25 protein-coding genes and 1 riboswitch are annotated in these 25,878 nt (G+C 75.4%); of the genes, 10 read left to right on the forward strand and 15 right to left on the reverse strand.

Annotated features, from left to right (window positions below; all coding sequences use genetic code 11):
* Nucleotides 1-45: 45 nt before the first annotated feature.
* A complete protein-coding gene (locus Q2K19_RS18755) occupies nt 46-450 on the reverse strand; it encodes a hypothetical protein (protein ID WP_302762592.1) in 405 nt (134 codons plus the stop codon).
* A gap of 438 nt (nt 451-888) precedes the next feature.
* Here Q2K19_RS18755 and Q2K19_RS18760 point away from each other — a divergent pair, with 438 nt between their 5' ends.
* Together Q2K19_RS18760 and Q2K19_RS18765 are read left to right on the forward strand one after the other, a co-directional pair.
* Nucleotides 889-1,248, forward strand: a complete 360-nt coding sequence (locus Q2K19_RS18760; RefSeq protein ID WP_302762593.1) for an STAS domain-containing protein — start codon at nt 889-891, stop codon at nt 1,246-1,248.
* Nucleotides 1,249-1,361: 113 nt separating this feature from the next.
* Nucleotides 1,362-1,814, forward strand: a complete 453-nt coding sequence (locus tag Q2K19_RS18765; RefSeq protein ID WP_302762594.1) for an SRPBCC family protein — start codon at nt 1,362-1,364, stop codon at nt 1,812-1,814.
* A gap of 1 nt (nt 1,815) precedes the next feature.
* On the opposite strand, the gene Q2K19_RS18770 is transcribed toward Q2K19_RS18765, so the two are convergent.
* The 5 genes from Q2K19_RS18770 to Q2K19_RS18790 all read right to left on the reverse strand — a co-directional run bounded on the left by Q2K19_RS18770 (nt 1,816) and on the right by Q2K19_RS18790 (nt 8,009).
* Nucleotides 1,816-2,328 (reverse strand): hypothetical protein, encoded by a 513-nt coding sequence (locus Q2K19_RS18770; RefSeq protein WP_302762595.1) that lies wholly within the window; start codon nt 2,326-2,328, stop codon nt 1,816-1,818.
* A 110-nt stretch (nt 2,329-2,438) separates the two neighbouring features.
* A complete protein-coding gene (locus Q2K19_RS18775) occupies nt 2,439-3,503 on the reverse strand; it encodes a coiled-coil domain-containing protein (protein ID WP_302762596.1) in 1,065 nt (354 codons plus the stop codon).
* A 5-nt stretch (nt 3,504-3,508) separates the two neighbouring features.
* Nucleotides 3,509-3,640: riboswitch (cyclic di-AMP (ydaO/yuaA leader) on the reverse strand.
* 143 nt (nt 3,641-3,783) lie between these two features.
* Nucleotides 3,784-4,698 carry a cation diffusion facilitator family transporter gene (locus tag Q2K19_RS18780; RefSeq protein ID WP_302762597.1) on the reverse strand — a complete coding sequence of 305 codons (915 nt, stop codon included), beginning with the start codon at nt 4,696-4,698 and terminating at the stop codon, nt 3,784-3,786.
* 101 nt (nt 4,699-4,799) lie between these two features.
* Entirely contained in the window at nt 4,800-6,917 is a 2,118-nt protein-coding gene (locus Q2K19_RS18785; RefSeq protein WP_302762598.1) for a HelD family protein, read from the reverse strand.
* Between the two features lie 120 nt (nt 6,918-7,037).
* Nucleotides 7,038-8,009, reverse strand: a complete 972-nt coding sequence (locus Q2K19_RS18790; protein WP_302762599.1) for an alpha/beta fold hydrolase — start codon at nt 8,007-8,009, stop codon at nt 7,038-7,040.
* A gap of 149 nt (nt 8,010-8,158) precedes the next feature.
* On the opposite strand from Q2K19_RS18790, the gene Q2K19_RS18795 reads away from it, so the two are divergent.
* Nucleotides 8,159-8,785 (forward strand): carbonic anhydrase, encoded by a 627-nt coding sequence (locus Q2K19_RS18795; protein ID WP_302762600.1) that lies wholly within the window; start codon nt 8,159-8,161, stop codon nt 8,783-8,785.
* 56 nt (nt 8,786-8,841) lie between these two features.
* On the opposite strand, the gene Q2K19_RS18800 is transcribed toward Q2K19_RS18795, so the two are convergent.
* A complete protein-coding gene (locus Q2K19_RS18800) occupies nt 8,842-9,171 on the reverse strand; it encodes a hypothetical protein (RefSeq protein WP_302762601.1) in 330 nt (109 codons plus the stop codon).
* 324 nt (nt 9,172-9,495) lie between these two features.
* Between Q2K19_RS18800 and Q2K19_RS18805 the strand changes: the two genes are divergently transcribed.
* The 5 genes from Q2K19_RS18805 (at nt 9,496) to Q2K19_RS18825 (ending at nt 16,076) form a co-directional block, all read left to right on the forward strand.
* A complete protein-coding gene (locus Q2K19_RS18805) occupies nt 9,496-9,987 on the forward strand; it encodes a DUF3145 domain-containing protein (RefSeq protein ID WP_302762602.1) in 492 nt (163 codons plus the stop codon).
* Between the two features lie 39 nt (nt 9,988-10,026).
* Nucleotides 10,027-11,748, forward strand: coding sequence for a glycoside hydrolase family 3 protein (locus tag Q2K19_RS18810; protein ID WP_302762603.1), 1,722 nt, complete (start codon nt 10,027-10,029; stop codon nt 11,746-11,748).
* A gap of 94 nt (nt 11,749-11,842) precedes the next feature.
* Nucleotides 11,843-12,829 carry a glycosyltransferase family 2 protein gene (locus tag Q2K19_RS18815; protein ID WP_368046106.1) on the forward strand — a complete coding sequence of 329 codons (987 nt, stop codon included), beginning with the start codon at nt 11,843-11,845 and terminating at the stop codon, nt 12,827-12,829.
* Nucleotides 12,826-15,102 carry a hypothetical protein gene (locus tag Q2K19_RS18820; RefSeq protein WP_302762604.1) on the forward strand — a complete coding sequence of 759 codons (2,277 nt, stop codon included), beginning with the start codon at nt 12,826-12,828 and terminating at the stop codon, nt 15,100-15,102. The genes Q2K19_RS18815 and Q2K19_RS18820 overlap by 4 nt, the downstream gene beginning before the upstream one ends.
* Before the next feature lie 53 nt (nt 15,103-15,155).
* Complete coding sequence (locus Q2K19_RS18825) at nt 15,156-16,076, forward strand: ROK family protein (protein ID WP_302762605.1); 921 nt, start codon at nt 15,156-15,158, stop codon at nt 16,074-16,076.
* A gap of 59 nt (nt 16,077-16,135) precedes the next feature.
* Here the strand turns inward: Q2K19_RS18825 and Q2K19_RS18830 are convergent, their stop codons facing one another.
* The 7 genes from Q2K19_RS18830 to Q2K19_RS18860 form a co-directional block, all read right to left on the reverse strand.
* Complete coding sequence (locus Q2K19_RS18830) at nt 16,136-16,846, reverse strand: class I SAM-dependent methyltransferase (RefSeq protein WP_302762606.1); 711 nt, start codon at nt 16,844-16,846, stop codon at nt 16,136-16,138.
* Between the two features lie 315 nt (nt 16,847-17,161).
* Nucleotides 17,162-18,586: an acyl-CoA carboxylase subunit beta gene (locus Q2K19_RS18835; RefSeq protein WP_302762607.1), complete on the reverse strand. Its 1,425-nt coding sequence runs from the start codon at nt 18,584-18,586 to the stop codon at nt 17,162-17,164.
* Between the two features lie 20 nt (nt 18,587-18,606).
* A complete protein-coding gene (gene fabF / locus Q2K19_RS18840) occupies nt 18,607-19,833 on the reverse strand; it encodes a beta-ketoacyl-ACP synthase II (protein WP_302762608.1) in 1,227 nt (408 codons plus the stop codon).
* A 2-nt stretch (nt 19,834-19,835) separates the two neighbouring features.
* Entirely contained in the window at nt 19,836-20,075 is a 240-nt protein-coding gene (locus tag Q2K19_RS18845; RefSeq protein WP_007072348.1) for an acyl carrier protein, read from the reverse strand.
* Between the two features lie 87 nt (nt 20,076-20,162).
* On the reverse strand, nt 20,163-21,107 hold the full coding sequence (locus tag Q2K19_RS18850; protein ID WP_302762609.1) for a beta-ketoacyl-ACP synthase III: 945 nt from the start codon (nt 21,105-21,107) through the stop codon (nt 20,163-20,165).
* On the reverse strand, nt 21,107-22,276 hold the full coding sequence (locus tag Q2K19_RS18855; RefSeq protein ID WP_302762610.1) for an acyltransferase domain-containing protein: 1,170 nt from the start codon (nt 22,274-22,276) through the stop codon (nt 21,107-21,109). The genes Q2K19_RS18850 and Q2K19_RS18855 overlap by 1 nt, the downstream gene beginning before the upstream one ends.
* A gap of 87 nt (nt 22,277-22,363) precedes the next feature.
* Entirely contained in the window at nt 22,364-23,656 is a 1,293-nt protein-coding gene (locus tag Q2K19_RS18860; RefSeq protein WP_302762611.1) for a PucR family transcriptional regulator, read from the reverse strand.
* Nucleotides 23,657-23,835: 179 nt separating this feature from the next.
* Between Q2K19_RS18860 and Q2K19_RS18865 the strand changes: the two genes are divergently transcribed.
* Entirely contained in the window at nt 23,836-24,165 is a 330-nt protein-coding gene (locus Q2K19_RS18865; RefSeq protein ID WP_302762612.1) for a hypothetical protein, read from the forward strand.
* Nucleotides 24,166-24,222: 57 nt separating this feature from the next.
* Complete coding sequence (locus Q2K19_RS18870; RefSeq protein ID WP_302762613.1) at nt 24,223-25,149, forward strand: NADP-dependent oxidoreductase; 927 nt, start codon at nt 24,223-24,225, stop codon at nt 25,147-25,149.
* A gap of 19 nt (nt 25,150-25,168) precedes the next feature.
* On the opposite strand, the gene Q2K19_RS18875 is transcribed toward Q2K19_RS18870, so the two are convergent.
* Nucleotides 25,169-25,834, reverse strand: coding sequence for a hypothetical protein (locus tag Q2K19_RS18875; protein WP_302762614.1), 666 nt, complete (start codon nt 25,832-25,834; stop codon nt 25,169-25,171).
* Between the last annotated feature and the right edge of the window lie 44 nt (nt 25,835-25,878).

Consider the following 25,878-nt stretch of genomic DNA (forward strand, 5'->3'; position numbering starts at 1 on the left):
CGCGGCGACGCCCCCGGTCCGGGGACGCCGCCGGGCGCGGTGCGGTCAGTCGTCCAGGCCGACCGGGGAGTCCGGGCGGTCCACGTCGACGAACTCGATCTCGTCCAGCTCGCGGACGCCGCTTCCGGCGGCCCGGGCGGCGGTGCCGGCCGCCCAGCCGAGCGCCGCCCCGGCCAGCGCCGCGGCGATCAACAGCGTCCAGGGCAGCGCCGGCCGGCGACCGGCGAGCGCGTCGAAGGCGAGGCTGGCCCGGCGGCGGGCCTCCTCGGCGGCGGAGCCGACCAGGCCGGTGGCGTCGTCGGTCAGCCCGGCGCCGTTGCGGCGGGCGGAGCGGGCGGCGTCCCGGACGCTGTCCCCGGCGGAGCTGACGGCGGAGAGCAGCTGCTCCCACGCCTGGTCCGCGATCCGCTCGGGCTTGCTCCGGCGGTCCAGCAGGGTGGTTCCGAACATGGGTGTTACCTCCTCGGGGTGCCGAAGTCCCGGGCGTCACCTCGGACTCCGGTGGCCATCCGGCGCGTGTGACGGTTCGCTCACCGGGCTGTGCCCGCCCCGGACCGGGCGCAAACCACCCCGGTGGGCCGCCCGCCCACCGCTCGGCGTACGGGGGGAGGAACCACCCGAACGCGCCGGGGTCGCCCGGCTCCGGGCCGAACAGGCGCTCGCCCGCTACCCTGGGTCGGCGGATCGGCCGGCACCCGTCGGTCGTTGCAGGTGTAGAGAGTTGTCCCGGGGAAGCAGGAATCAAAGGATCCGGATGGGGATGCCCAGGTGTGCCCAGTCCGCGAATTGCTCATCCCGAGGGGTGGCGACCGAGGGTGTCGGAGGAATACTCTCGGTCGCGGCCCGCGTACTGATGAGGCGCCCGTACGGGCGAGTGGAGGTGCTCGCGTGAGCCTGTCGATCGTGAAGTCGGTTCTGCCGGGTGGTGTCATCCAGATCGCTCCGCGGGGCGAGATCGACGTCGACACCGCGTACGAGGTGCGGGAAGCGATCGCCGAGGTGCTCGCCAAGGGCCGCCCGTCGCGGATCGAGCTGAACATGCGGCTGGTCACCTTCATCGACTCCGTCGGCATCAGCGCGATGGTGGCCGGGTTCCAGACCGCCGAGGTCAGCGGCGTCAAGCTGGTGGTCACCGAGCCGAGCCGCTTCGTCCACCGGCAGCTCTGGGTGACCGGTCTGCTCGGCCTCTTCGGCGGGCCCGATCCCTACTTCGCCGACAGCGGCTCCGAGCTGCTGCCCGGCGCCTGACCGCCTCCCTCACCCCCTTCTGCGACCCCACCCGGCCGGGGACCTTCGACCGTTGCCAGCCAGGCCCGGGTACGGGACGATCGTCCGGACCGTCGACGGCGAGGGGGTACGGCTTGCTCAGCAGCGACAGCTTCAGCTACACGGTGCAGGCCCGCTGCACCCGGGCGGAGGCGCTCGCCCTGCTCGGTGACCTGAACCGGCAGGGCGAACTGCATCCGCTGATCGTCCGCGTCCGCGAGCTGCCGCCCCGCCCCGGCGCGCTGGCCAGCTACGCGATCACCGACCGGCTGGAGCTCGGCCCGCTGCACTTCCCGGTGACCTACCAGGCGGACGTGCTGGTCGCCACCGAGGACGAGGTGGTGACCGTGGCCCGGCAGCAGCCGGCCACCACCGTGCGCAACCACACCCGGCTGCGGGAGGAGGCGGACGGCGTGGTGCGGATCGACGTCGAGATCACCCTCTCCGCCCCGGCACCGCTGTTCGGCTACGCCTTCCGGCAGGCCCGGGCGGCGCACCTCGGGCTGGCCAGCCGGCTCGGCGCGACCCTGGAGGGGCGCCCGGCCTGAGTCAGGCCCGCCGGCCGGCCGGCACCGCCGGCCGGCCCGCCGGGGCGGCCGGGCGCCGCAGCCGCCCCCACGGCTTGTAGGTGGAGAGCACGGTGGCGACGATCAGCAGGGTGCTGGAGACCGCCGGCGGGATGACCAGGTCCAGCCGGTCCCGGGCGGTGAGGTCCGGCGCCAGGTCGCCGAGCCGGCGCACGGTCGGGGTGAGCAGCAGCAGGACCAGCCCGAGCATCACGGTGGTGAGCGCGAACTTCACCAGCACCCAGCGCCAGCGCAGCAGGCCCCACGGGGTGAGCAGCGCGCTGGCCAGCCCGACCAGCCAGACCGCCAGGCTCAGCGGGGCGAAGAGCCAGGTCACCAGCAGCCCGGCGGCCGGGTAGACCAGCTCGGGGTCGGCGCCGCGCAGCCCGGCGACGCCCAGGGTGAGCAGCACCAGGTCCGCGCCGAGCCAGCCGAGCGAGGTGATCAGGTGCAGGGTCAGCAGGGCCTTGCGTCCGGTGGGCGAGAGTCGGGTCATGCCACCGATGCTGGTCCGCCGCCGGCCCGGCGTCGTGGGGCGCGCGACGACATCCGGCGTACGTCGTGGGGCGTAGGGTGGCCCGCCGCGCGGGGCGGGCCACCCCCGCCTCAGTAGACCGACAGGTGCACGTGGTTGGTGTGGTCGCTGGACGGGTCGCCGTTGCCGCCGCTGTACGCCTTCCACCCGCTGCTCGGCAGCCAGATCTGCTTGTACCAGATCACGTAGAGCACGGCGAGGGCGTCGGCGTTGCGGATGAAGTACGCCGCCAGGTTGTTGCCGTACGTCTTGTCGCCGCCGGTGGCCACGCCGCCGAAGCCGTCCTTCTGCGCCGCGAAGTCGCAGGCCCGGCCCTTCGGGTGCTCGCCCGAGCCGCTGGGCCGGTAACAGGAGACGTACCGGGTGAACCCGGCCGCCTTGGCCTGTTGCAGGGCGTGCAGGGTGCGCGGGGTGATGCAGCCGTCGGCCGGCGTCGGGTCGTTCACGCTGCACGACTCCGGCGGCCAGGAGCCGTCGGCGTTGCGCGGGGCCGGTTCGGCGTTCGCCCGGGAGGTGCCCTGCACGCTGCCGCCGGCGCTGGCCGCCTTGTTGTTCGCCACTTCCAGGGCGTGCTCCGCCTGCTGCTTGCGCTTGGCCATCACCGCGACCTGCTTGCGCTGCTCCTGGATCTCGCCGGTCAGCGCGGCCCGGGTGCGGGTGGCCCGGTCCCGGGTGTCGATGAGGTCGCGCAGCGCCCGGTCCTCGTGCGCGGCGACCTGCTGGAGCGCGGCGGCGCGGTCCATGAAGCCCTCGGGGCTGCTGCTGCCGAGCAGCGCCGCGGCGGTGCCGAGCCGTCCGGTCCGGTACGCCACACCGGCGATCTCGCCGACCTTGGCGTCGCGCGTGCCCAGCTCGGAGTTGATGGTGGCGAGCTCGGCGGTGAGCTGCTTCTGCCGGCTCACCGAGCGGTTCAGCGCGGTCCGCGCCTCCAGCCAGCCCTTGCTGGCCGCGTCGAGCTGGGCGCGCAGGGCCGGGCTGCCGCCCTCGTCGTCGCCGGGGGCGGCGGCGAGCAGGCCGGTCGGGGTGGCCGCCGAGGCGGGGGAGACCGGCGCGGTCGCGACGCCGAGGGCGAGCGTCGCGACGAGCAGGGCCGCCAACCGGGCGGCCGTCCGTCGTACAGGTGCCACTGATGGCATTCAGGTGTCCTTCCGTCAACCGCCGACCGGGTTAGCTGACGGGTTCGGGACGGAAGATCCCTACCGCTGGCGCGGATGCACCCCAGGTACGTGGTTCCCCGGCTCGCCGTGCTGCGGCGATTAGGCGACGGCCACCGCAGGCGCCGGAGGGCGCCGCCCGGCGGAGGCCGCGATCGAGCCTACCGGCGGTGCCCCGACGCGGCCCGGGTGGCGGGGACGGACAGTCGGGCCAAAACCGGCATAGGACCACAATAGTCACTCGAATTTAAGATTGTCCTAATTACCACTCGACTGACCCGCACGCCCCCGGGGACGCTCCGGGTTCGATCTGCAACGTGGCGTGGTCGATCCGGAAGTCGTCGTGCAGGGCGGCCCGGGCGGCGGCCAGCACCTCGCCGACCTCCGCGCCGGGGCGCATGGTCAGGTGGGCCGAGGCCACCTCCATCCCGGAGGTGAGCGTCCAGACGTGCAGGTCGTGCACCTCGGCCACGCCGGGCACCGCGGCCAGCCGGTCGTGCACCGCGGTCACCTGGAGGTGCTCGGGGGCGGCCTGCACCAGGATCCGCACGGCGGCCCGGCCGAGCCGCCAGGTGCGCGGCAGGATGAACAACCCGATGGCGACCGCGACCAGCGGGTCCGCCCACCACCAGTCGGTGAGCGCGATGACCAGGGCGGCGCCGATCACGCCGAGCGAGCCCAGCAGGTCGCCGAGCACCTCCAGGTACGCCCCGCGCAGGTTGATGCTCTCCTGCGCCCCGGTGCGCAGCAGCGCGAACGCGGCGAGGTTGGCGAGCAGGCCGAGCACCGCGACGGCGAGCATCGGGCCGGCGAGGACCTCGGGCGGCTCGCCGAACCGGCGTACCGCCTCGACGAGCACGTAGACGGCGACCGCGCCGAGCAGCACCGCGTTGGCGAGCGCGGCCAGCACCTCCAGCCGGTAGAGCCCGAAGGTGCGCTGCGGGTCGGTGTCGGCTCGGCGGGTGGCGGTGATCGCGGCCAGGGCCATCCCGATCCCGAGCACGTCGGTGAACATGTGCCCGGCGTCGGAGAGCAGGGCCAGCGACCCGGTGCCGAACGCGGCCACCGCCTCGACCAGCATCAGGGCGGTGAGCAGCCCGAACGCGCCCCACAGCCGGCCCCGGTGGCGCTGCGCGGCATTGGCCACCGTGCCGCTGTGGTCATGACCTGCGCCCACGCCCACACCCTCTCGTTCCCCGCCCCGGCCGAGCTCAATCTATGCTCACATCGCTATGTATGCAACTAAAACGGCGGGTGCCACCGGGCCGCCGGCAGCCGTCAGGCGACCGGATCCAGCGTGGTCAGGCGCTGGGTGGCCCGGGAGAGCGCCACGTAGAGCGTCCGCACCCCCGAGCCCGGGTCGGCCCGGATCTCGGTCGGGGCCACCAGCACCACGCCGTCGTACTCCATGCCCTTGGCCTGGAGGCTGGTCACCACCTGGAGCCGCGTGCCGCCCAGGCCGCCCAGCCAGCCGGCCACCTCGTCCCGGCGCGGCACCGGCGTGATCACCCCCACCGTGCCCTCGACCTGCGCCAGCAGCGCGCGGGCCGCCGCCTCGGTGGCCGGGGCCAGCTCGGCGGCGGGCACGGTCAGCTCGACCGGATCCACGCCGGTGGAGCGCACCGCGGTGGGCAGCGGCAGGTCCGGGTAGAGCCGGCGGATCTCCGCCGCCGCCACCGCGAAGATCTCCGCCGAGTTCCGGTAGTTGGTGGTCAGCTCGTAGCGGTACCGGCGACGCCGCCCCAACGCCTGGTCCCGGGCCCGGGTCAGCTCCTCCGGGTCGCCCGTCCAGGCGGTCTGCGCGGGGTCTCCCACCACCGTCCAGGAGGCCAGCCGGCCCCGCCGGCCGATCATCCGCCACTGCATCGGCGAGACGTCCTGCGACTCGTCGACCACGACGTGGGCGAACTCGCGGTAGTCCTCCGGCCGTTCCCGGGCGGCGGCCCGAGCCGCCCGCTGCCGGTCGGCGTACGTGCTCAGCTCCCGGACCCCTCCGGCGAGCTGGAACGGGTCGCGCTTCGGCTTCGGCCGCTGGACCGGCTTGCCGAGCAGCGCGTCCAGCTCGTCCAGCAGCGCGACGTCGGCGATCGTCAACCCCTCGGCGTCCAGGCTCCGGTACGCCTCGGTCAACAGCCGGATCTCCACCCCGGAGAGCACCCCGCCGGCGTACCGGCGCAGCCGCTCGGGGCGGGCGAGCCAGCCGAGCACGTGCCGCGGGTGCAGCCGGGGCCACCACGCCTTCAGGAACTCGCGGAACTCCGGCCGGTCGATGATCTCGTCCTCGAACGCGGGCTGCTCCGGCAGCCGGCCGACCCGCAGCGTGCGGGCCTGCGCGTACAGGGCGGCCAGGACGGCGTCGAAGGCGACCCGGCGCACCTCGTTGCGGCGCGCGCCGCGGGACAGCATCCGGTCCCGGATCGCGTCCAGCTCGGCCCGCTCCAGCCGGAGCAGCTCGCCCCGGTAGAGCAGGCGCAGCTCGGTGGGGGAGTCCGGCACCGCGTCCCGCGCCGCGCGCTCCAGCACCCGGCGCATCCGCAGCGAGCCCTTCACCGCCGCCACGGCCGGCGGGTCGGTGCGGCTGGCGGACATCCCGGGGAAGAGCGAGCCGAGCGAGTGCAGGGTGGCCGTCTCCTCGCCGAGCGAGGGCAGCACCGAGGCGATGTACTCGACGAACACCCCGGACGGCCCGACCACCAGGATGCCGCCGCCGGCGTACCGGGCCCGGTCGGAGTAGAGCAGGTACGCCGCCCGGTGCAGGGCCACCGCCGTCTTGCCGGTGCCCGGGCCGCCGGAGACGATCGTGACGCTGTTGCCCGGGGAGCGGATCGCCTCGTCCTGCTCCCGCTGGATGGTGGCGACGATGTCCCGCATGCCCCGGCCGGTGGCCCGGGACAGGGTGGCCAGCAGCGCGCCGTCGCCCACCACGGCGAGGTCCGGCGGCGCCGACTCCGGGTCCAACAGGTCGTCCTCGATCCGGGTGACCCGCTCCGCCGACGACTGGATGGTGCGTCGGCGCACCACGCCCATCGGCTCGGCCGGGGTCGCCTGGTAGAACGCCGCCGCGGCCGGCGCCCGCCAGTCCACCACCAGGGTCTCGGCGTTCTCGCCGCGCACCCCGAGCCGCCCCACGTGGAGCACCTGCCCGGTCCGCAGGTCGAGCCGGCCGAAGACCAGCCCCTCGTGCTCGGCGTCCAGCACGTGCCGGCGCTGGGCCGCGTGGAAGACCATCGCGTCCCGCTCCACCAGCGCGCCGAAGTTGCCCACCCGGGCCAGCCGGTAGCCCTCCCGTTCGGCCTCGGCGGCCGCCCGACGCAGCTCCGCCAGCCGGGCGTACACCCGGTCGAGATGCCGCTGCTCGACGGCGATCTCCCGGTCCAGGGTGGTCTGGTCGCTCAACGCGGGGGCTCCTGCGGGTCAGGTGGCGGGCACGGCGGGCTGAATGAGGGTACGGGCCGCCGTCCCGGCCCGTGTCGGGGCCATGCCGGTGCCCGTGGCCCCGCCGCTGCCGGTTGCCCGTTATCCGGCCGTTCCCACCCGTTGTCCGGGCGTTCCCGCCGCCGACCGGTCGCGTTCCGCCGGGAAGGCGGCCGGGCGGGCCAGGGCCTGGTCGAGCACCGCGGCGAGGGCCGCGTTCACCTCGTCCGGGCGTTCCATCATGAGCATGTGCCCGGCGCCCGGGCAGACGGTCAGCTCGGTGGTGGGCAGCGCCGCGGCGATCGACTCGGCGCAGGGCGGCGGGGTGAGCCGGTCCCGGTCGCCGACGAGCGCGGCGGCCGGCAGGCGGCCGAGCGTGGCCAGCGTGTCCAGCCGGTGCTGCGCGCCGATCGAGGCGCGGAACCCGCCGATCGAACGGAGCGAGGCGTGCGCCACCGCCGAGGTGACCAGCCGGATGTCGGCCGGGTCGCAGCGGTCCCCGAACAGCATCCAGCGGATGCTCGGGCGCAGCGCGCGGAGCAGCGCGCGCGGGGGGCGCCACGAGCCGCACCGGGCGAGCACCCCGGCGCCGGTGGTCTCGGCCAGCCGGATCAGCCGGGCGATCCGGGGCGAGAGCCCGTAGACCGTGTGGGTGTGCCCCTCGGCGGTGGTCGAGACGAAGACCAGCCCGGCGGTCCGGGCGGCGAAGTGTTCCGGGTGGCGCTGGGCGTACTCCATCACGGTCATCCCGCCCATCGAGTGGCCGACCAGCACGATCCGCCCGGCGGGGGCGATCCCGTCCAGCACCGCGGCCAGGTCGTCGCCGAGCTGGGCCAGGGTGGCCGTGCGCAGGGCCATGCAGCTGGACCGCCCGTGCCCGCGGGCGTCGTACGTCACCACCCGCACCCGGTCGCCGAACCGCGACCGCAGCGCGGCGAGCTGCCGGTGCCAGCTGCGCCCGTCCAGCGTCCAGCCGTGCAGCAGGATCGCGGTGACCTCGGCGTCGACCGGACCGGTGGCCTCGACGTGCAGGCGTACGCCGTCGGGAAGCCGTACCTCCAGTTGCTCCGGCATCGTCGACCTCCCCCGGCTCACCGGTGTCCCCGCACCGGCGTAACCCGGCGGTAACAACCGGCTACCCGTCATGACAGCACGGCAACCATGGTGCTGAGAAGATTCCCGACCGGCTCCGGGTGGTCGGATCGACGACCAGGCTGGAGGGTATGCCGCAGACCCCCGTCCCGGCCGGAGCGCCGCGGACGCCGCGTACCGCCCTGGCCGAGCTGCTGACCGGCAACCGGCGCTTCGTCAGCGGGCAGCCGGTGCACGGCCACGACGTCACCGCCGCCGCGGCGGTCGCCTCCGGTGACCAGCGGCCGTACGCGGTGGTGCTCGGCTGCATCGACTCGCGGGTGCCGCTGGAGGCGATCTTCGACCAGACGTTCGGCTCGATCTGCGTGATCCGCACCGGCGCGCACGTGCTCGACCGGGCGGTCCGCGGCTCGATCGAGTTCGCGGTGGGGCAGCTCGGCGCGACGTTGGTGATGGTGCTCGGGCACGAGCGCTGCGGAGCGGTCGGGTCGGCGGTCGAGGCGCTGCGCACCGGGCAGCGCCCGGGCGGCGCGCTGGCGTACGTGATCGACGGGATCGCCCCGGCGGTGGCCGACGTCGGTGCGGACCACCCGGAGGCCCAGCGGTTGGCGATCCGCCGGCACGTCCGGCGGACGGTGGCCGCCCTGCGCGCCGACGACCTGCTGGCCGCCCCGGTCGCGGCCGGGGAGATCGCGGTGGTCGGGGCCCTCTATGACCTGGCCACCGGCGAGGTCGCGGTGCTGGAGGAGGGGAAATGACGAACCGCCCGCCGGGTGACCCCGGCGGGCGGTTCGTGGTGCAGCGGGTGAGGGGCTCAGCCCTCGAAGACGCCGGCCTCGACGAGACGCTTCTCGGTCTTGTCCCAGCCGTGGTCCGGGTGGGCGGCCGCGAGGCTGGCGATCTCGGCGCGGACCTTGGCGGCGTGGCCGGCGGCGGCCAGCACGCGGATCTCCTCGACGAAGGCCTCGGAGTCGGTGCGCAGGTGCGCGGTCTTGCCGTTGGTCAGGTTGCGCACGTAGGCGTGCTTGCCGCCGTTGAGCGGGATCAGGTACTTGAACTCGCCCAGCACGCTGAGGGCGCCACCCTGGCCAGCCTGGCCGGCCCGGACTGACGCGCGCGCGGTCTTAGAGGTGTTGCTCGCCACGGAGGTACTCCTTGCAGACGTACGGGAGGACTGAAACGTCCGGGGGCTGTTGCGGGTGACGCCCGGTTGAGCCTCGGCCCGCGAAGATGTACGGCGGCACAGAACCGCCCAGAGAACTGTACACGACCTCGACGCCTGGCTGGTCGTCGCGCCGTCATGGTGGTCAACCGGGTCAGCCGCCCGGGTATTTCCCGCCGGTTGGGACCGGCGAATTTTCCGATTCGCTGGCGAACCATCCGTCACTACGGTCATCATGTGTTGCAGAGGCCACTCGGGTGGATGAGGTCGTAGGGGAAGACGCACCTCGCCCTCCGGGAGGTCACCGTGCCAACGCGTGGCGTCGTATACGTCCACTCGACCCCGCTCGCCGTGTGCTCGCACGTCGAGTGGGCGATCGCGCGCGTCCTCGCCGCGCCGGTCAACCTGCACTGGACGGCCCAGCCCGCCGAGCCCGGCGCCCGGCGCGCCGAGTGCGGGTGGACCGGTAGCCCGGGGACGGGCGCCGAGCTGGCTGCTGCCCTCCGGCAGTGGCCCATGATCCGTTTCGAGGTCACCGAGGAGCCGAGCCCGGGCGTGGACGGGGAGCGGTTCATGTACGTCCCGGGCCGGGGCCTGTTCCGGGCCACGGTCGGCGCGGCCGGCGACATCCAGCTCGGCGAGGACCGGCTGCGCAGCATCATGGCGTCCGCCCGGGCCCCGGAGGCGCTCGCGCACGCCTTGGACAAGGCGCTCGGCACCGCCTGGGACGCCGAGCTGGAGCCCTACCGGTACGCCGGCGACGGTGCGCCGGTGACCCTGCTCACCAGAGTGGGCTGACCACGGGGCAAGTTGCCCCGATACGCGGAGCCTGGTGGGATGGGTTTCGTGTCGACCACCCCTCGACGTACGTTGATCGTGCTCGCCGCGCTGACCGCGCTGCTGGGCTCCGGATGCGCGAAGGAGCCGGCCGGTCCGGCGCTCGGGCCGTCCCCGAGCGCGTCCTCGGCGGCCCCGAGCCCGACCCCCGCCGGCCCGAAGGCCCGGGCCGAGGCCCTGGTCCGCACCCTCGCCGACGAGGACCTGGTCGGCCAGGTGCTGATGCCCTACGCGTACGGCAGCTCGGCCACCCGGGTCTCGCCCGGATCGGCCGCCGGCAACCAGGCCCTCGCCGGGGTCGACACGCCCGCCGAGATGGTGGCGAAGTATCGGCTGGGCGGGGTGATCCTGGTCGGCTTCAGCGCCGACGACCCCACCTCCGGCAACCAGGCGACCACCAACGTCGACAACCCGAAGCAGGTCCGCGACCTCACCACCGGCCTGCGGGCCGCCGCCGGCAAGCTCCCCGCCGGCCCGGCGCCCTTCCTGATCGGCACCGACCAGGAGTACGGGGTGGTCACCCGGATCAGCGACGGCGTGACCCTGCTGCCCAGCCCGCTCGCCGCCGGCGCGGCCGGCAACCCGGCGCTGACCGAGGCCGCCTGGCGCGCCGCCGGCGCCGAGCTCGCGGCCATGGGCATCAACATGGACTTCGCCCCGGTCGCCGACGTCCTCGCCACCCGCAGCACGGTGATCGGCTCCCGCTCCTTCGGCGCCGACCCGAAGAACGCCGCCGACCAGGTGGCCGGCGCGGTCCGCGGGTTGCAGGCCGAGGGGGTGGCCGCCAGCATCAAGCACTTCCCCGGCCACGGCCTCAGCGCCGCCGACTCGCACACCGACCTGCCGGTCGTCGGCCAGTCCCGCGCCGTGCTGGACAGCACCGCGTTCCCGCCGTTCCGCGCCGGCATCGACGCCGGCGCCATGGCGGTGATGTCGGCCCACCTCGACGTGAAGGCGGTCGACCCGGGCACCCCCGCCACCTTCTCCCACAAGCTCCTCACCGACGTGCTCCGCGGCCAGCTCGGCTTCCAGGGCGTGGTGGTCACCGACGGGATGAACATGGCGCCGGCCCGGCGCTGGTCGCCGGGGGAGGCCGCGGTGCGGGCCCTGAACGCCGGCAACGACCTCATCCTGATGACCCCGAACGTGGGCCAGGCGTACGACGGGCTGCTCGGCGCGCTCAAGGGCGGCTCACTGCCCCGGGCGCGGCTGGTCGAGGCCGCCACCCGGGTGCTGACCATGAAGTTCACGCTGGCCGACCGGTCCACCCCCGACCTGTCCACCCTCGGCAGCGCCGCACACCAGAAGGCGGCCGGTGACCTCGCCGCCGCGGCGGTCACCATGCTGCGCGGCCGGTGCGGCACCCCGGTGGCCGGCCCGGTCACCGTCACCTCCTCCGCCGGGCGGGACCGCACCCGCGCGGCGCTGAGCGCGGAGCTCACCGCCGCCGGGGTCCCGGTGGTGCCCAGTGGCGGCACCGTGGTGCACCTCGTCGGGTACGGCGACGGCGCCAAGGACCTGCGCGCCGACGCGGCGGTGACGGTGGCCATGGACACCCCGTACGTGCTGGCCGGCGCGAAGTCGCCGACGGTGCTGGCGACCTACTCGTCCAGCCGGGCGTCGATGACCGCGCTGGCCCGGGTGCTCGCCGGCAAGGCCCGCCCCACCGGCCGGTCCCCGGTGGCGGTGACCGGGCTGCCCGCCACCGCCTGCACCACCTGACCCGGGACGATGCCCGGCGACGGGCCCGGACCCGGCCGCCCCGACTGGTAGCGTCGGCCCGTCCGCCACCGCAGGAACCGGAGGGTCGAGGGCCGTGACCGCACCACAGCCGGCACTCTCCGTGGTGGTGCCGATGTTCAACGAGGAGGGCGTCCTGCCGCTGCTCGCCGAGCGGCTGCGTGGCGTGCTCGACGGGCTGGGCGAGGCGTACGAGGTGGTGGCCGTCGACGACGGCAGCACCGACGGCACCGCCGCCGGGCTGACCGCGCTGCGGGCCGGCTGGCCCGAGCTGCGGGTGCTGCGGTTGCGCCGCAACAGCGGCCACCAGGCGGCCCTGGTCGCCGGGCTGCTGCGCGCCCGGGGCGGATACGTGGTCAGCCTCGACGCCGACCTCCAGGACCCGCCCGAGGTGATCGTCGAGATGCTCCGCCGGGCGCGCGCCGACGATCTGGACGTGGTCTACGGCGTGCGGGCCGACCGCAGCCGGGACACCTGGTTCAAGCGGTGGACCGCGGCCGGCTACTACCGCCTGGTCCGCCGCCTGGTCGGCGACCAGGTGCCCGCCCAGGCCGGCGACTTCCGGCTGCTCAGCCGGGCCGTCGTGGAGGCGCTGCGGGAGCTGCCCGAACGCAGCCCGGTGCTCCGGCTGGTGGTGCCCTGGCTCGGCTTCCCCAGCGGCGAGGTCGCCTACGAGCGCCAGGAGCGCGCCGCCGGCCGGACCAAGTACCCGCTGTCCCGGATGGCCGGGCTGGCCGCGGAGAGCGTCACCAGCTTCTCGGCCGCCCCGCTGCGGGTGGCCACCTGGCTGGGCCTGCTCGGGGTGGCGGTCTGCGGGGTGCTCGTGGTGGTGGCGGTGCTCGCCTGGTTCGCCGGCGCGACGGTCAGCGGCTGGCCCTCGCTCTACGTGGCGATCCTCTTCCTCGGCGCGGTGCAGCTGCTCTGCCTCGGCCTGCTCGGCGAGTACGTGGCCCGGATCTACACCGCCGTCCAGGGCCGCCCGGCGTACGCGGTGGCCAGCGACAGCGCCGCCGGCGAGGCGGTCCGCCGGGACGGCGCCGAGCTGGCCGACAGCCTGCGGTGACGGCCCTCGCCACCGGGGGCGCCGCCCCGCCGACGGTCGGCCCGCGCCGCCCGGCCCTGCGCCGCTACGCCCCGGCCCTCGCCGGCTACGCCGTCGTCGCCACCGTGCTGCTGGTCGCCGACACCCCGGTCGCCGCCCTGGCCCGGTGGACCGGGTACGCGGTGCTGGCCGTGCTGCTCCCCGGCACCCTGGTGTTCCGCGCCCTGCGCCGCCGACCGCACACCCTGGTCGAGGACCTGGCCATGGGTGCGGCCGTCGGACTGGTGCTGGAGCTGGCCGCCTGGGCCGCCTGCACCGCGCTCGGTGTGCCCGGCTGGCTGCGGCTCTGGCCGCTCGCCGTGCTGGTGCCGTTCGCCGCCGTGCCCCGGCTGCGCCGGCACTGGCGGGTCCGCTACCCGGCCGTCGCCCCCACCGGCTGGGCCTGGTCGCTCACCGGGGTGGTCGCCGGCTTCACCCTCTACCTGTACGGCTCGTTCCTCGCGGTCACCCCGGTGCTCCCCACCGACGAGGGGCAGGCGCAGTACATCGACCTGGCCTTCCAGCTCTCCCTCGCCGGGGCGGCTACCCACCAGGTGCCGCTGGACGTGCCGCAGGCCGCGGGGGAGCCGCTGCACTACCACTGGTTCGGCTTCGCCCACCTGGCCGCGACCAGCCTGGTCAGCGGCGTCGACCTGCCGACCGTCTTCTTCCGGCTCGGGGTACCCGCGCTCTGCGCGCTGGCCGCCGTGCTGGTCGCGGTGGTCGGCTGGCGGATCAGCGGCCGGCCGTACGCCGGGGTGGCGGCCGCCGCGCTGATGTTCACCGTCGGGGAGTTCGGCTTCGAGAACGGCTGGCGGCAGCTCTTCGGCAGCCAGGCCACCTTCATCGTCTGGGGCAGCCCGTCGATGACGTACAGCTGGGTGCTGCTGCTGCCGCTGGTGGCCGCGCTCGGCGAGCTCGTGGGCCGGGCCCGCGGGGTGACCGTGCCCGCCCTGGGCCGGGGCGCCTGGGTGCTGGTGGTGCTCTTCCTGGCCGCGTCCACCGGCGCTAAGGCCAGTTCGCTGCCCGTGGTGCTGGCCGCGCTCGCGTTCACCGCCGCGGTCGCGCTGGTGGTCCGTCGCCGGTTGCCCCGGGCGGTGCTGGTCGCCGCCGGGCTGGCCGTGGCCGCGCAGTTCTTCGCCACCGCCGTGCTCTTCGCCTTCGAGAGCCACGGGGTGACCGTCGACCCGTTCTCCGGGCTGCGCCCGTACGTGCCGGCCGGCCGTTCGGCCGGGGTCACCGCGCTGGTCTGGGTGCTCGTCGCGGTGGCGTTCCTGCTCAACCTGCAGCTCCGGCTGGCCGGCGCGGTGGCGCTGCTGCGGTCGCGCCGGTGGCGGCTGGAACCGGTGCAGGTGTTCCTGCTCGGCGGGGCGCTCGCCGGGCCGGCCGTCTACCTGCTCGTCGGGCATCCGGGCAGCAGCAACCAGTACTTCACCCGCACCGGCTTCGCGTTCGGGGTGCTGCTCTCCGCCTGGGGCTGGGCCGAGGTCGCCGACCGGGCCGACCTGTCGGCCCGGGGCCGCCGGCTCCTCGGCGCGGGGGCCGCCGGGTTCGCCGTGCTGCTCACCGCGGTCCAGCTCAGCTCCGCGACCAGCACGCCGGCCACTCAGGCGTACGCCCCGGTGCTGCCGCTGCTCTGCTGGGCCACCGCGCTGGCGGTGCTGGCGCTGGTGGTGGGGCTGTACTGGCCGGTGCTGGTGGCGCGCTGGCCCGCACTGGCCGGCCGGGGCGGCCTGCTGCTGCTCACCGCGGTGCTGGTGGCCGGGGCCCCGGGGCTGGTGATGGACGCGGCGGCGACCCGGACCTACCCGAACGGCGGCGCGTACCCGGTGGTGGCGATGCCGGCCTCCCGGGTCGAGGCGGCCCGCTGGGTGTACGCGCACAGCGACCCGGACGACGTGCTCGCCACCAACGTGCACTGCCGGGCGGTGGTGGACGGCTGGTGCGACGCCCGCTCGTTCTGGCTGAGCGGCTACGCTGAGCGGTCGGTGCTGGTGGAGGGGTGGGCGTTCGCGCCCCGGATGGTGGGCCGGCCCGAGGGCCCGTACGCGCCGTTCTGGGACGCCGCCCGGCAGCGCGCCAACGACGCCGCGTTCACCGCGCCCACCGCCGCCGGGCTGGCCGCCCTGCGCGACCGGTACGGCGTCCGCTGGCTGGTGGTCGACCGCCGGGTCGGCACGGAGTCGCCGACGCTGCGCACGCTGGCCGACCTGCGCCACGACACCGGCCGGATGGCCGTCTACCGGCTGCGCTGAAAGGAGGGCCCGGTGTTGACAGACGCGGCCGTCGCCGCCGAGCTGGTGGCCCGGTGAGCGTGCGGCTCTCGGGGCCCCCGGCCGCCGGCACCCGCACCGACGGGCTGCTGCTCGGCATCGACTTCGGCGGCACCAAGATGGCCGTCGGGGTGGCCGACCCGCAGGGGCAGCTCCTAGCCCAGCGGCGGGTCCCCACGCACGCCGACCGGGGCGCGCCGCAGGCCCTGGACCGGGCGCTGGCCCTCGCCGGGGAGCTGGTCGCCGAGGTCGGCGGGCCGCTCGTCGCGGCCGGGGTGGCCTCGCCCGGCGTGGTCCGGCCGGACGGCATCGATCTGGCCCCCAACGTGCCCGGCTGGGAGCGGCTGCGGCTGGCCGACGCGGTCCGGGACGCGCTCGACGTCCCGCGGGTGGCGGTGGACAACGACCTGAACGCGGCGGCCCTGGCCGAGCTGCGGCTGGGCGCGTTGCGCGACGCCGACCCGGGCCTCGTCGTGGGGATCGGCACCGGCGTGGCCGCGGCCGTGACGGTCGGGGGCGCGGTCGTGGCCGGACACCGCGGGGCGGCCGGCGAGATCGGGTACGCCGTGGCCGGCGCCCCCTGGCCGGGCACCATGCTGGAGCTGGACTTCTCCGGCCGGGCCCTGGACCTGCTCGCCGCGGACCTCGGGTTGCCGGACGGGGCAGCCGGGCTCGCCGCCGCGGCGGAGCGCCCCGGGCCGGCCCGCGACGCGCTGGCCGCCCGCGTCGACGAGATGGCCCGTCACCTGGTCACCTGCTGCCTCCTGCTGGATCCGCAGCGGGTGGTGCTGGTGGGTGGGGTGGCCGGCAACGCGTTGATCCGCGGACTGCTGGTGGACCGGCTCGCCGAGGTGCTGCCGCACCGGCCCGACGTGGTGCTGTCCCGGTTCGCCGACGACGCCGCGCTGCTCGGCGCGCTGACCCTGGCCCGCGAGGCGGTGCCCTCGCCCCGCTGACCCGTCGCGTCCGGCCCCGTCCTCGCGTGGGGCCGGCGCGGTCGTGGCGGAGGTGCGGCTCAGGCGGGGCGGTGCGCCCGCAGCATCAGCGAGACGCCGGGCAACGCCTTCACCGGCAGGTACCGCTCGGTGGTGATCACCGTGCGCAGCCCGAAGTTGACCAGCGGATGCAGGTCGTCCAGGTCGCTGCCGGTGGACTTCCGGCGCCGCCAGGCCGCGACCGGGCGCAGCACCACGTTCCAGCTCCACAGTTCATCGACGACCAGCCCGGCCTTCTCCACCACCGCCCGCAGCCCGGCACGGTCGTAGCGGCGCACGTGCCCGACCGCCACGTCGTGGGCCGACCAGAGCCGCATGTCGGCCGGCACCGCGATCAGTGCGGTGCCGCCCGGGCGCAGGGTGCGGCGGATCTCGGCGGCCGCCAGGTGGTCCTCGTCGAAGTGCTCCAGGATGTCGAAGGCGACCACCAGCCCCAGGCTGGCCGAGGGGACCGGCAGGCGCCGGGCGTCGGCCCGGATCACGTCCAGGCCCCGCTCCCGGGCCACCCCGGCGCCCTCCGCGCTGTATTCCAGGGCGAGCGGGCGCCAGCCGTGTGCCCGCAGCACCCGGGTGTTGCCGCCGCCGGCCGCGCCGATGTCCAGCGCCCGCTCCGGCCGCACCCCGGCCGCCGCCAGCCGGCGCAGCGCCCGGCCCAGCAGCACCCGCCGCTCCCGGTACCACCAGTGGGTGTCCTCGAGCACGGCGAGCTTGCGGATCTCGGTCGCTTCCACGGGGTGCTCCTCGGTCCTCGGCGGCCCCCACCCTAGCGGCCCCGGCGCCGGCCGGCCGGGACAGCGGCGAAACGGGGGTGCGGGCCACGGCGGACGCTGGCTGCCTGGGCCCCAATGGGACAGCACGCGCAGGGCTTCCGCTACGTCGAGCGGGGCGACGGTTCAGTCGTGATCCACCACCATGGACGGGTGGCGGCGACGCTGCGCGGCGGCCGCGCAGCGGAGTTCCTCGCGGAGGACGACGACTGCCGTTCCGGGCGTTAGCAGGGGACCCCTGCTATGCCTGAGGCGTTAACAGGGGACCCTTCCTTGCACTTACAGCGGGATGTTGCCGTGCGCGCCCCGGGCGGCGGGCGCCCCGGCGAGGGCCTCGGCGATCCGCCGCCGGGTCTCCTCCGGCTTGATCACGTCGTCCACCACGCCGATCTCCAGCGCCCGGTTGACGCCACCGGCGACCCGGATCTGCTCCTCGATCAGCTGGGCGCGCAGCGCCTCCCGCTCCTCGGCGGGGGCGGCCGCCAGCTTCTTCCGGTGCAGGATGTTGACCGCCGCGCTCGCGCCCATCACCGCGACCTCCGCGTCCGGCCAGGCGAACACCGCCGTCGCGCCGAGCGAGCGGGAGTTCATCGCGATGTACGCCCCGCCGTACGCCTTGCGGGTCACCAGGGTCACCCGCGGCACCACCGCCTCGGCGAAGGCGTGCAGCAGCTTCGCGCCGCGCCGGACCACGCCGTCCCACTCCTGGCCCAGCCCGGGCAGGTAACCGGGGACGTCCACCAGCACGACCAGCGGCACCCCGAGCGAGTCGCACATCCGCACGAAGCGGGCCGCCTTCTCGGCGCTGGACGCGTCGAGGCAGCCGCCCAGCCGCAGCGGGTTGTTGGCGATCACGCCGACCGTCCGGCCGGCGAACCGGCCGAGCGTGGTGACGACATTCGGCGCCCACTTGGCGTGCAGCTCCACGCCCGGCTCGTCGAGCAGGGCCTTGACCACCGGCTTCACGTCGTACGCCCGGTTGGTCTCGGCCGGCATCCGGGCGGCCAGGTCGTGCCCGTCGCCCGCGCCGGTCGGCACGTCGTCGGGGGACAGCCGGCCCTGCCGGCCGAGGAGCGCGGCGAGCCGGCGCGACTCGGCCAGCGCGTCCTCGTCGTCCTTGCAGGTCACGTGCACCACGCCGGAGCGCCGGCCGTGCGGCTCGGGGCCGCCGAGGCGCTCCATGTCGACCTGCTCGCCGGTGACGCTGCGGACCACCTCGGGGCCGGTGACGAAGATCCGGCCGGCCCCGCTCATCACCACGATGTCGGTCAGCGCCGGCCCGTACGCGGCCCCGCCGGCCGCCGGGCCGAGCACCACAGAGATCTGCGGTACCCGGCCGGAGGCCCGGACCATGGCGGCGAAGACCTGCCCGACGGCGTCGAGCGCGACCACGCCCTCGGCCAGCCGGGCGCCGCCGGAGTGCCAGAGGCCGAGCACCGGCACCCGCTCGCGGACCGCGGTGTCGATCGCGTCCACGACGTGCCGGCACCCGTCGGTGCCCATGGCGCCGCCCATCTTCGTGGCGTCGGTGGCGTACGCGATCGCCGGCGTACCGTCGATCTCACCCCGCGCCCAGAGCGCACCCGAGGTGTCCCGGGGGGTGGCCAGGCGCAGCGTGCCGGCGTCGAACAGGGCCCGCAGCCGCACCTCGGGATCCCGGTGGTCCACGGTCGAGCTGTCCGCGCTCACGGCGGTCCTGGTCACGTCTGCCTCCGAAGCTGGGCTCAGGCCCGCGTGAAGACGAGAGCCACGTTGTGACCGCCGAAGCCGAACGCGTTGTTCAGCGCGGCGGGGATCTCCAGCTGGCGCGCCTTGTGGGCGGCGACCTCCAGGGTGAGGCCGTCGTCCGGGTCGTCCAGGTTGATCGTCGGCGGCACGACACCGTCGCGGATGGCCAGGATGGTGGCGATCGACTCCAGCGCCCCGGCCGCCCCGAGCAGGTGCCCGGTCATCGACTTGGTGGCTGACAGCAAGGGGTGGTCGCCCACCGCCTTGCGCAGCGCGCCGATCTCCAGCATGTCGCCGACCGGGGTCGAGGTGGCGTGCGCGTTGACGTGCGCGATGTCGGTCCGCGCGACGTCCGCGTCGGCGACCGCCTTCGCGATGGCCCGGATCGCGCCCTCGCCCTCGGCGTGCGGCTGGACGATGTCGAACGCGTCCGAGGTGATGCCGGCGCCGGCGAGGCGCGCGTACACCCGGGCGCCGCGGGCGGCGGCATGGTCGGCGCGCTCCAGCACCACCACGCCCGCGCCCTCACCGAGCACGAAGCCGTCGCGGCCCTTGTCCCACGGCCGGGAGGCCTTCTCCGGCTCGTCGTTGCGGGTCGACATGGCCCGCATCGAGGCGAAGCCGGCGATCGGCAGCGGGTGGATGACCGCCTCGGTGCCGCCGGCCACCACCACGTCGGCCCGGCCGGCGCGGATGATGTCCAGGCCGAGCGCGATCGCCTCCGCGCCGGTCGCGCAGGCGCTGGCCACCGAGTGCACCCCGGCCTTGGCGCCGAGCTCCAGCCCGACCCAGGCGGCCGGACCGTTCGGCATCAGCATCGGGACCGTGTGCGGGGAGACCCGCCGCGGGCCGGACGCCTCCAGGATGTCGTCCTGGGCGAGCAGGGTGGTGGCGCCGCCGATGCCGGAGCCGACGCTGACCGCCAGCCGCTCCGGGTCCAGCCCGGAGTCGGCCAGCCCGGCGTCGGCCCAGGCCTGCTGCGCCGCGATGAGGGCGATCGCCTCGGACCGGTCCAGCCGGCGCAGCTTGACCCGGTCCAGCACCTCGGACGGGTCCACGGCGAGCTGGGCGGCGATCCGGACCGGCAGTTGCGCGGCCCACTCCTGGGTGAGCGCACTCACCCCGGAGCGGCCGGCGAGCATGGCGTCCCAGGTCGACGCGACGTCCCCGCCGAGCGGGGTCGTCGCGCCGAGCCCGGTGACGACGACGTCGGGACGACTCATGATCAGGACTGCGCCTCGATGTAGCTGACGGCATCCCCGACGGTCTTCAGGTTCTGCACCTCGTTGTCCGGGATCTTGACGCCGAACTTCTCCTCGGCCGCCACCACGACCTCCACCATGGAGAGCGAGTCGACGTCGAGGTCGTCGGTGAAGGACTTCCCCTCGGCCACGTCGTCCGGGTTCACCCCGGCAACCTCTTCGAGGATCTCGGCGAGGCCGGCGGTGATCTCGTCACGGGTCATTGCGGTTGGTTCCTCTCATCGGGGGTTCACTCGACGGCCGGCGACGCCGGTCGTCGCTCCTCGGCGCGCTCGCGCCGGAGGGGGTCTTCAGGGGCAGCGGACGACCTGACCGGCGTAGGTCAGGCCGCCACCGAAGCCGAACAGCAGCACCGGGGCGCCGGAGGGCACCTCCCGCCGCTCGACCAGCTTGGACAGGGCCAGCGGGACGCTCGCCGCCGACGTGTTGCCGGACTCGACGATGTCCTTCGCGATGATCGCGTCGGGGATGTTCAGCCGCTTGGCGATGCCGTCGATGATCCGGGCGTTGGCCTGGTGCGGCACGAACGCGGCCAGCTCCGACGGGGCGACCCCCGCCTTCTCGCAGGCCTCCAGCGCAAGCGGGGCCAGCGCGGTGGTGGCCCAGCGGAAGACCGCCTGCCCCTCCTGCGCGATGTACGGCCGCCAGCCCTCGATGCGGACCGCGTCGCTCTTCTCCGGCACCGAGCCCCAGACCACCGGCCCGACCCCGGCCGGCTCGCCCTCGGCGGTCGCGGTGACCACCGCGGCCCCGGCGCCGTCACCGAAGATGATGCAGGTCGAGCGGTCGGTCCAGTCGGTGAAGTCGGAGAGCTTCTCCGCGCCGATGACGATCGCGTTGCGCGACGCCCCGGCCCGGATCGCGTGGTCCACCGTGCCCAGCGCGTACGCGAAGCCGGAGCAGGCGGTGTTGATGTCGTACGCGCCCGGGGCGGCGATGCCCAGCTTGGCGGCGACCCGGCAGGCCACGTTCGGGCTGCGGTCGACCGAGGTGCAGGTGGCCACCACGACGAGGTCGATGTCGGCGGCGGTCAGGCCGGAGTTGGCCAGCGCCTTGCCGGCCGCCGCGGTGGCCATGTCGGCCACCGTCTCGTCGCCGGCGATCCGCCGGGTGACGATGCCGACCCGGTCCCGGATCCACTCGTCGTTGGTGTCGACCATCTGGGCGAGCTCGTCGTTGGTCACGATGCGCGAGGGCTGGTAGTGCCCCATCGCGACGATCCGGCTCCCGGCCATCAGTGCTGTCCTCCGATACGGGCGAGGGGCTGGCCCGGGGCGACCGGGTCCTCGTGGTGCGCGAGCCACTCGGTGAGCAGCCCGCTGGCGTGCGCGGTCACCTCGACCGGCCCCTGCCGGGTGGCGATGTGACCGATGACCTGGCCGGTGCGAAGGTCGGCGCCTTCGGCGAGCTCCTCGGCCGGGGTGAAGGTGCCGGCGGCGGGGGAGACCACGACCCGGAACTGGATCACGGGTTCGTGGCCGCCCAGGCCGCTGTGCCGGGCGATCAGGTCGCGCGCGGCGGGCAGGTCGTCGGGGGTGTTGAGGGTGACGATCTCGGGCGCTCCGGCGCCCTTCAGCTCCCGCTTGACCAGGCCGGCCAAGGTGCCGGCCGGCGGCAGCTCAAGCACCCCGGTCACCCCGAGGTCGGCCAGGGTGCGCATGCACAGGTCCCAGCGCACCGGCGCGGTGACCTGCCGGACCAGCCGCTGCACCAGCTCCCGGCCGTGGTTGACCGCCGAGCCGTCCAGGTTGGAGAGCAGGATCCGGGCCGGGTCGGCCGGGGTGATGCCGGCGGCGACGCCGGCCAGGGCGGCCTCGGCCGGGGCCATGTACGGGGTGTGGAAGGCGCCGGCCACCTGGAGCCGGATCACCCGGGCCTTCGCGGGCGGCTCGGCGGCGAGCTTGTCCAGCCCGTCGACCGCGCCCGCGGCGACGACCTGGCCGGCACCGTTGCGGTTGGCCGGGTACAGCCCGTGCGCCTCGATCGCGGCGAGCACCTCGTCCGGGTCGCCGCCGAGCACGGCGGCCATCCCGGTCGGCTCCAGCGCGCAGGCGGCGGCCATCTCCCGGCCGCGGACGCCGGCCAGGGTCACCGCCGCCTCCGCGGACAGCACCCCGCCGAGGGCGGCCGCGCCCAGCTCACCGACGCTGTGGCCGGCGACGAGCGCGACGTCGTGCATCGGCAGCTGCTCGGCCGCGAGCAGCGCGGCCGCGACGAGCAGGGGCTGCGTGCGGGCGGTGTCCTTGATCTCGTCGGCGTCCGCCTCCGTCCCGAGGTGGACCAGGTCGACCCCGGCCAGGGCGGAGAACCAGCGCAGGCGGGCCTCGGCGCCGGGCAGGTCCAGCCAGGGAGTCAGGAAACCGGGTTTCTGGGAACCCTGTCCGGGTGAGAGTACGGCGAGCACGTCTACGACTGTGACGGATACTGGCGGGTCGCGCTGTAACGCACGGCACCAAACCGCACTAGAAGCTTTGGAGGATCCCTACAAAAATCAACGGCGATCATCACCTGCCTGTGACGTTTTCCTGACGGCTGGGCTCAATGTCTGGGTCGGGACGGCTGCGACGGCCGGGACCACCGGGTCCAGCCGGCCGACCGTGAGCGCCACCTGGAGGGCGAACGCGTCCCGGGGCGCGAGCGGCGAGAAGCCGGTCACCTCGGCCACCCGCTTGAGCCGGTAGCGGACGGTGTTCGGGTGCACGAACAGGGCCCGGGCGGCGCTCTCCAGCGTGCCGCCGGCGGCGAAGAAGGCGTCCAACGTCTCCAGCAGTTCGCCCCCGGCGCGGAGCAGCGCCGCGTACACGTCGTGGCGCAGCCGGCGGCGGGCCTCCGCGTCGCCCGCCAGGGCCCGCTCCGGCAGCAGGTCCGCGGCGGGCACCGGGCGCGGCGCGGTGGGCCAGGCCGGCGCCGCGCGGAACCCGGCCAGCGCGGCCCGCGCCGAGTCCGTCGCCTCGTCCAGGCTGGGTACGGCCGGGCCCACCACCACCGGCCCGTCGCCGAACGCGGTCAGCAGCTTCTCCGTCGCCCCCAGCGGGTCCGCCGCCCCGCCGAGGACGATCACCAGGCGATCGCCGTGCACGCCGCCGATCACCTCGACCCCGATCCGGCGGGCCTGCCGGTAGACGGTGTGCAGTACGGCGGCCACCTCGCCGCCCGGGGACCGGCCCACCGCCACCGCCACCGGCGGCGCGTCCGTCCAGCCCAGCGCCGCCGCCCGGCTGGCCAGCACGTCCGGGGAGTCGCCGCGCAGCAGCGCGTCCACCAGCAGCGCCTGGAGCCGGGCGTCCCACGACCCGCGGCTCTCGGCGGCCCGGGCGTACACCCGGGCGGCGGCGAACGCGATCTCCCGGGAGAAGCGCAGCACCGCCTCCCGCAACAGCTGCTCCTCGCCCTTCACGGCGAGGTGCGACACCTGCTCCTCGACGACCTCGATGGTCACCTTGATCAGCGCCACGGTCTGCTGGAGGCTGATCGAGCGGGCCAGGGCCTGCGGCGCGGCCGCGAAGACCTCGTCCGACACCTCCTGGGTGCTGTCGGTGGCGCCGCCGCCCTGCCGCAGCCACTGCACCAGCGACCGGACACCGGCCTGGGCGACCAGCATGACCCAGGACCGCTGGTCGGCCGGCAGCTCCCGGAACCAGGGCAGGGCCTCGTCCATCCGGGCCACGCTGGCAGTGGCCAGCGCGCCCGCCGCCCGTTCGATCCGGCGCAGCGTCGCCGACACCTCGGTCCCGCCCGGCTCGCTCACCGTTCCAGCCTGACATGCCCTGACCAGGGACTCCACACCGAGGGGCGGTCCGGCGACCGGCCGGCGGCGCCCTGGCCCCGGGCGCGGTGCCCGCGACGCCGCCCGGACGATCTCCACGGGTACGCGGCGTCCGCCCCGTCGGGGTCGGCCAGTACGGTGTCAGGGCACGTCGGGGCGACCGCCCGACGGGCGAGGGCGAACGTGAGGAGACCGGGATGGCGCACGGGGAGGCCGAACACGGCTGCGCCCAGGGTGAGCCCTGCCGGCCGGGCCACCACGAACAGCCGGCGTCCGCGAAGCAGCCCCGCCGGACGGGCCTGACCCATTCGGCCGAGCCGACCGTCGGGCGCGGCGAGGACACCCCGCCGGTGCCCCGGCAGCGGGCCGCCGAGCCGGTCGTGCCGGCCGCGCCCGAGCCGGACCCGGACCCGGCCCAGGGCTGCCGCAGTGACCTGCCCGGCTGGGCGGGCGCGCACCGGCACGGCGCGGTCCGGCCGCGGAACCGGACGCTGCGCCGGGAAAGGCCCCCGCGCCGCTGGTGCTGACCCCGCCCGTCCGCCGCCTGACCCCGCGTCCGCCCGCCGGCGGCTAGCCTCAGCAGGGTGAAGGCGATCGCGATCGACGCGTACGGCTCGGCCGACCTGCTCACCCTGCGCGACCTGCCCACCCCGCCCGTCGGGCCGGACACCGTCCTGGTGCGGGTCCGGGCCGCCGGGGTGAACCCGGTCGACTGGAAGGTGCGCGAGGGTCACCTCGCCGCCGCCCTGCCGACCCACTTCCCGCTGGTGCCCGGGTGGGACGCGGCCGGGGTGGTCGAGGCGGTCGGGCCGGCGGTGACCGGCTTCGCGGTGGGCGACGAGGTGGTCGGGTACGTCCGGCGCGACGACGTCCAGTACGGCACGTACGCGGAGCTGGTGCCGGCCCCGGAGCGCTGCCTCGCCGACAAGCCGGTCCAGGCGTCCTGGCCGGAGGCGGGTGGTCTGCCGCTGGCCGGGCTGACCGCGTACCAGGCCCTGCAGCTGGCCCGGACCGGCGCGGGCGACACCGTCCTGGTGCACGGCGCCTCCGGCGGGGTGGGGCACCTGGCGGTGCAGTTGGCCCGGGCGCGCGGCGCCGGCAAGGTGATCGGCACCGCGAGCGAGGCCAACCACGACTTCGTCCGGTCACTGGGCGCCGAGCCGGTCAGCTACGGTGACGGCCTGCTGGACCGGATCCGCGCGGTCGCGCCCGACGGGGTGGACGTGGCGCTGGACCTGTTCGGCGGTAACGCGCTGGACGTCTCCGCCGAGCTGCTGGCCCGGCCGGCCCGGCTGATATCCACCGCCGACCCGGAGCACGTGACCCGGCTCGGCGGCAGCTACCTCTTCGTCAAGCCGTCCACCGCCGACCTGGCCGTGCTGGCCGGGCTGGTCGACGCCGGTCGGCTGACCGTGCACGTGGCCCGGACGTTCCCGCTGGCCGAGGCGGCCGAGGCGCAGCGCCTGGTGGCGGCGGGGCACGTCCGGGGCAAGGTGGTGCTGGAGGTCTGACCGGGCCGGCCGGGCCGATTCAGCGGGTGCGGCGGCGGATCAGCAGCGCGATGCCGGCGAGGCCGGCGGTGATGACCACCATCACCCCGACGTTGAGCAGCAGCAGCCGCTGCAGCTCGCCCAGCGTCGCGTCGATGTCCTGCACCGGGTCCAGCGCCTCCTCGGGGATGACCCGGTCGCCGCCGCCGATGCCGCCGCTGAGCGTGTCGAACTGCCGCTCCAGCGGCACCCCGACGCTGCGCAGCGTCTCGGACATGGTCAGTCGGCCGAAGAACCAGCCGGCCCGGGTCTTGCTCAGGTCGGGCTGCTTGGCCGGCCGGTAGACCCGGGGCCCACCCTTGGCGAGCGGGTAGAGGTCGTAGGTCTTCGCCGGGTTGCCTCCGGAGAGCACCACCACGGTGTACTTCGGACCGAGGTCCTTCGCTGCCGGGCCGCGCTGCTGGCCGGTCGCCCCGAGCCACTTCACCTGGTCGATGACGGCGTTCACCTCGGTGGGGCGGGTGTCGGCGCGCAGCTGCAGCGGCTGGGCGAGCCGGTCGCCGGTGATGTCCACACCGGCCGGTGGAAGCTTGGGCTTGGGCGCGGCCGCGTGGGCGGCGGTAGCGCCGGTCAGGGCCAGCGAGCACACGGTCGCGAGCACCGCGCCCGCCACGGCGGTCAGCAGCCGCCTCACCTTCCGGACCATCGCCGCCTCCTCGCCCCGTTCGATGGGTGGCTTCCACTGCAGGT

Source organism: Micromonospora sp. NBRC 110009 (genome assembly GCF_030518795.1).
In the GTDB taxonomy this organism is placed as follows: domain Bacteria; phylum Actinomycetota; class Actinomycetes; order Mycobacteriales; family Micromonosporaceae; genus Micromonospora.